The organism is Dyella sp. ASV21, assembly GCF_016428975.1.
GTDB lineage: Bacteria > Pseudomonadota > Gammaproteobacteria > Xanthomonadales > Rhodanobacteraceae > Dyella.
In genome coordinates this window covers 1-5,326 of record NZ_JAELTT010000124.1, presented here as the reverse complement: position 1 = coordinate 5,326, position 5,326 = coordinate 1, and the positions used below count along the sequence as shown (strand labels likewise).

The 5,326-nt window shown below is 64.6% G+C and carries 10 protein-coding genes; all 10 read left to right on the top strand.

Annotation, left to right across the window (positions count from 1 at the left end; all coding sequences use genetic code 11):
* A partial coding sequence (locus tag JHD67_RS20855; RefSeq protein WP_233172150.1) for a hypothetical protein occupies window positions 1-526 on the top strand: 526 nt, incomplete at its 5' end.
* Between the two features lie 23 nt (window positions 527-549).
* Window positions 550-915 carry a hypothetical protein gene (locus tag JHD67_RS20850; RefSeq protein WP_199047456.1) on the top strand — a complete coding sequence of 122 codons (366 nt, stop codon included), beginning with the start codon at window positions 550-552 and terminating at the stop codon, window positions 913-915.
* Window positions 916-1,016: 101 nt separating this feature from the next.
* Window positions 1,017-1,586 (top strand): hypothetical protein, encoded by a 570-nt coding sequence (locus JHD67_RS20845; protein ID WP_199101066.1) that lies wholly within the window; start codon window positions 1,017-1,019, stop codon window positions 1,584-1,586.
* Window positions 1,576-1,977 (top strand): hypothetical protein, encoded by a 402-nt coding sequence (locus JHD67_RS20840; RefSeq protein WP_199048259.1) that lies wholly within the window; start codon window positions 1,576-1,578, stop codon window positions 1,975-1,977. The genes JHD67_RS20845 and JHD67_RS20840 overlap by 11 nt, the downstream gene beginning before the upstream one ends.
* A gap of 252 nt (window positions 1,978-2,229) precedes the next feature.
* A complete protein-coding gene (locus tag JHD67_RS20835) occupies window positions 2,230-2,772 on the top strand; it encodes a DUF262 domain-containing protein (RefSeq protein WP_199048261.1) in 543 nt (180 codons plus the stop codon).
* Window positions 2,769-3,566, top strand: a complete 798-nt coding sequence (locus JHD67_RS20830; RefSeq protein WP_199048263.1) for a hypothetical protein — start codon at window positions 2,769-2,771, stop codon at window positions 3,564-3,566. Before JHD67_RS20835 ends, JHD67_RS20830 begins: the two co-directional genes overlap by 4 nt.
* A gap of 106 nt (window positions 3,567-3,672) precedes the next feature.
* Window positions 3,673-4,197, top strand: a complete 525-nt coding sequence (locus tag JHD67_RS20825) for a hypothetical protein (protein WP_199048265.1) — start codon at window positions 3,673-3,675, stop codon at window positions 4,195-4,197.
* Between the two features lie 34 nt (window positions 4,198-4,231).
* Entirely contained in the window at window positions 4,232-4,744 is a 513-nt protein-coding gene (locus JHD67_RS20820) for a hypothetical protein (protein ID WP_199048267.1), read from the top strand.
* Between the two features lie 50 nt (window positions 4,745-4,794).
* A complete protein-coding gene (locus JHD67_RS20815) occupies window positions 4,795-5,049 on the top strand; it encodes a hypothetical protein (RefSeq protein WP_199048268.1) in 255 nt (84 codons plus the stop codon).
* Between the two features lie 78 nt (window positions 5,050-5,127).
* Window positions 5,128-5,326, top strand: a 199-nt coding sequence (locus JHD67_RS20810; protein ID WP_199101065.1) for a hypothetical protein, incomplete at its 3' end; no start/stop codon positions are given.

Sequence of the window (5,326 nt, the reverse complement as noted above, 5' to 3'; positions counted from 1 at the left end):
GTGGTGGACCGCGTCACGATGGGTCAGTGACCCCACGATGTTCCACCTCAGCGGCCCGGACAACACCGAGTGCGACGTGCGTGAGGATGATCGGTCGGAGGAGGGCAGGTTCCTCAGCGTGCTCGCGCAGTTCCTTAGCGTGGGCATCCGCCCGGCGTTGCGGACTTACCAGACGCGCGTTGCGGACTGGCTGGCCAAGTGCTTCCACCCTTCGCAGTACCGGAACATGGTCGAGCGTGGCGACCGGTTGCTGGAAGAGGTGCTTGAGCTCCTGCAGGCACACGGCTACGACAAGCAGCGCGTGGCGACTCTGGTGCAGTACGTCTACGGCCGCCCGGTCGGAGAGCCTGTCCAGGAGTTGGGTGGCGTCATGGTGACGCTGGCCGCATTCGCTACGGTAGCGGGTCTCGACATGGACGCGGCGGGCGAGACCGAGCTGGCGCGCATCTCACAGCCGGAGGTGATGGAGAATGTCCGCATCAAGCAAGAATCGAAGAAGGCGTTGCACGTCGAAGAGTGGGACTGAACCAGAGGGAGTTGGAGAGACGTATGGACGTACTGATCGCAGACGGCGCGGCATCGAAGGGCCTCATTCACACGTTGGTAAAGGCGGTATTTGCCTACGAGGCCGCCCACGAAGGCCTATTTATGCATTGCGTATCCAATGGATTGTTCAATGCGTGGCAGCAGCCGATGGACGTCACTGCGCTGAACGATGCGCACGAGGGCGCGTCACGCGCGCTCGCGCAACTGGCTGGCGGGGAGGCGGACGTGCTTGTGGAGATGCGCCCCCGCATCTTCGACGCGTTGCGGCGCCAGGACGCCGAGTCCGCTGACGACGCGGATCGCCTGATCGACGAGCTGCTGCAGCGCCTGGCTGAATCCGCGAGCGCCGGTGTGGCGGAAGTGCCCTGAGGGCAACGTCATTTGCAGAAGCGGTGGGATCTTCTCCCGGCCCGTCGTCCCTGCAATGTGGCCACGTAGCCACGCGCACATCGCAACATGACGAGGGAACCATGACCGAAGCGAGCAGCACAGTCCAGCAGACCCTTCCCGACCCGCATGGCTGCCGTTCGTGCGCCCACCCTGACTGCGGTCGCTTCGATGGGCCGCGTCAAGTCGAGTGCCGCGCGGTGGCAGCCAACGCCTGCGCCCGAGACCAGTATCGCCCGGGCGGTGCCCTTGCAGTGATGAACGAGCCCGAGACGACGACGCATCGGACTGTAGATGTGATCGGGGGCATCAAGCTGGCCTCCCGTGACTGCCGCGCGGAGAAGCGCAACGCGGCCGCCAACGAGCTGCTCGACGTGCTCGGCGCCGCGCGGGAGCTAATCTTCGCTAGCCGCGAGCTGGACTCCGCGCAGCGCGAGCACGACCAGCTCGGGGCTGCGATGGGCCGCGCGTCGCGCTCACTCGTGGACATGGTTGTACAGCCCGACCTGTCCTACCAGGCCGCCGAGCAGGAATACGACCGACTCGACGATGCGGTATCGCGCTCGCTCAAGCGCCTGCTGCTGGCACGCCGGCGCCACGCCATTGCGCTGTCCTTCATCGCGGAGGAAGTTGAGGTCGCCAATGCGGTTTAAGCGGCGCGACCGCTGCCCGTTCAATGACACACCTCGCAAGCGAGCGGCGCTGGAGCGCAAGCAGCGAAACGAACGCGAGGCCCTGCCGCTGTTCGCGGCTCAGGTGGCTGCAGAGCAGGCGTCCGCTGACGACATCATGGCGGCGCGAGCGAAGTCCTGGGATCGGGCTGAACGGGAGGGGCGCGCTCGCGATGCCTCGGACTGGCGCCGGGCCCGCGCCAAGCTGGCCAGCTATCCGGCCGATGTGGCGCGCGCTCTGCGCTCCTACTGGGCGATCAATCAGTGGCCAGGAACCGCGATCTATTTGCTGTCCATGATGAACATGTTCGACAACGGCCGGCTGGACGCGGTGGAACGCATGCTGGGGCGGGGATCGGGCGCGCAGAATTGATCCGGTCTTTGTCGCGTCGCGCCGCGTGCGACATTGCCTTCAACACGAGGCGATGGCGGGATTGTCTGGGATGGACGGAAGGAAATGGCAGGCGAAGAGCAGCGTGTTCACGATGGACTTCATCTTGTCCTTCAGGGACGGAGTGGCGCCGGAAGGCCCTCTCTTGCGTCAATCTCGACCGGTTGTATGGGTGATGGAGCCGCCACGCTGTGTCGGCTATTCCATCGACCTCGACCTGCATAAGGCACAAGCATGATTAAGATCGACACCAATCTCCCGGCACCGCTTCTCTACGGCTGCGATCGTAGCTACAGCATCGAACACATCGTGGCCATGCAGCCCGCCACCCACCTCCGGGACGGCGAGCGCGCGCTGTTCGGCATGGTGCTCCCGAGCTGGCAGCGCGCGGAGTGCTGGGACGTCGAGCGCAAGCGTCGCTTTATCGAAGGCATCTTTCTGGGCCTCGGTACCGGCTATTACGTCCACACCCAGTTCGACTGGGATCGGGGCGCGGTGCGCACCGCAGGTGCTGGACTTCTGCTCGAGGGTCAGCAGCGATTTACGGCGCTTCGCGACTTCGTGGCCGGTGAGCTGTCGATCTTCGACGGGTTCACCTATGCGAGCTTGTCGCTGGCGGACAAGCGTCGCCGGTTCCTGCGTGTGACTTTCCCGAGCATCGAAGTCCGCCCGGATGCTGAGGAGGCGGAACTTCGCGAGCTCTATGATCGCTTGGCCTTCGGTGGTGTGCCCCACAAGCCGAGCGAGCGCGCCGTGATCTCGGGGGAGGCAGCATGATCACGCCGGCAACCTGGACCGACATCACCTCCTACCTCCTGACCGCCGCATTGGTTTCCCCGATAGCGGTATCCGTGGTCTGGTTGATTTTCTTCAAGCGCCCGAGCGAGAAGGGTGTCGCGCGGCGTATCCGCTGGGCAGCGCGCTTCTACTGGGTGGAGCGCTGGATGGGAGGCTTGGTCGCGCTCGCGTGGGTGCTTCTGATGTGTTGGCTGTTGCCGACCCCCGCGAATCATCCGCTGCTCTTTACTGAGCACTTTTGGCTCGCTGTGGTCGGGGGCATCCTCGCCATGGCGCTGCTCCCGATTCCGGTCCTCCTTTTTCTGCTGGAGCTTCAACCGAAGGCCTGGTTCGACCTCGATGAGGTGAGCGTGCGAACCGAAGGGAAGGGACACGTGAGTGTCCATGTCCGTCCGAAGGGGGCGGCAGGGTCGATCAGTCGCTCTCTGCGCGATACCCAGAACAGTGCGCTGCCCGTCGCGAGGTTCTTACAGGCGTACGGGCCAACGCTCAGGGGCGCAGGGGTGTCGGCTATCGACCTGATCTCCCAGGACATCACTGAGGAGATGCTCGAGGACCACGCCTACGTCATCGAGAAGCTGGAGCGGTGGTTTCCGGGATGGGAAGCCCGAGTCGTTGACCCCACGCCCGTGCCACGCGGACGCCGCTGGCTGATCAGCAAAACCCGTAAGGGTGCCCCGGTGGGCGCTTTCTCACGCGGCGTCCAGCTGACCTGGCGTGGCACGGTCATTCACCGTCCGCGTCGGCGCCGCGTGCGCAAGCCGGTCGCCTAACGACCTTTCTTCCCTGCAATCAAGTTCTTGCGGCCTTTGCCGATACACCACACAGGCCCCGCCGCCGGCGCGGGCCTTGTGGCCCCCACCCCCGGAGCACTCCAGCATGAGCTTCCAGCACCATTGCCTTGCCCACGGCGAGGTCCAGGCATTCAAGATCAACCAGCTCGAAGGCGTCCCCGACATCCGGTACTGGAACGGCGCGCTTGTGGCGTCCTGGCTGGGATGGGCGGCCTTGTCCCTCGGCGTCCTCACCGGACTCATGATCCTGGCGGCTTCCCTAACGGACGACGCTGACATCCGTGGTGGTCACCATTGGACGGCACTCGTGCTCGCCGTCGCTACGGGTGTCGTGTACCTCTCCTACCTGGTGGAGCGCTTCCGCAACAGCGACATCATCAGGCGCGAGCAAGACGCGGAGGATCTCGTCCGCGAAGCCACGGTCCTCGAGAAAGAGTGGGTGGTCTCGGTCTATGAAAACCACTACGAGGTGCGCAGCGCCGTCCGTCAGTGGCTGAAGGAGGGAAAAGTGCTTCGCAACCGTGACGTATGCGCGATTCGCGCGTATCTGCTTCGCGTCGAGCCAGCCCGTCAGATCCAGCACCTCGACCGCGCGCTGGCGCGCGGCTGACCTCTTCCCACTTCGACCCTCTCCAGGAGCCCACATGGATTTCAGCACGCACAACTGCCTGTTCGAGGAAGAGTTGGCCGAGTTCAAGCGGGAGCAGATGCAGGCGATCCCGCGCCCCCGTTGCATGGACGGCGAACGCATCTCTGCACTGTTCCGGAAGCTCGCCGGTGGCCTTGCCGTGGTAACTCTCATCTGCGTGATCGGCACCCTGATCGGACTTCCCGTCGTAGACTGGGCGCTCGCCGGCGTCTTTGCATCTTTGGCCGCCGTCTTCTTCGTGCTGATGGTGCGAGAGGAAGGCCGGGATCGAGAGTGGGACAGGGAGAGCTTGTCCGTCGATCGCGACCTACGCGAGGCAAGCCCCCAGCAGAAAGAATGGATCCTCGACCAGTACGAGCGGCACTACCAGGTGAGCCATACGGTCACTTCCTGGCTGGCGCAGGGCAAGATCATCCGCGAGCGCGATTACTGCGCGATTCGACGCCGCGTCGAAGCGGCCGAGGAGCGCATGCACGCCGACAAGGTGGAACAGGCCCTTCGCGCCTGATCGCAAAGTCGCAGTCGGCACACGTCACGAATTCAGGGAAGGGAAAGAACATGCTCAAGGAGCGCCGCTTCTATCCGCTGCAGGTGCTGCGCCGGCTCAATGCAAAGGACATGCGCCGAATGGGGCAGGGCGACCTGGCCGCCGTGAAGTTCTTCACGTGCCGAAGCCGCCGACTGCGCGTGCAATGCCTTGTCACACAGATGGGCGTGGCGACGGTGCCATCGGCGGAGGTGCCTGGTGCATTCGGCATCCGGTTCACCGGTGACGACCGAGCCGTCTTTCGCTGCATGCGCCTGCCCGCGTGAGCCTCCCGCGCGGAACATGAGCTGACTTTATCGGGCACGCCCCTGACGGACGATGCGTGCATGTGACAGGAGGCCCTCATGCAGCTCGCAACTTCTTCGCTCTCCCACTCGGCCCCACTGGATGTGCGCGCCGTCGTGTGCCTCACGCAGTTCGCCATGCACGCCGGCTTCGCCCCGGGCAGCGACTCGCTATTCGCGCAGCACGTCGCCGGCTGGGCCACCGAATGGCAGGGCGTCGAGTCGGGTCTCGCTGGGGTGATTGAAGACGCGTTGTGGA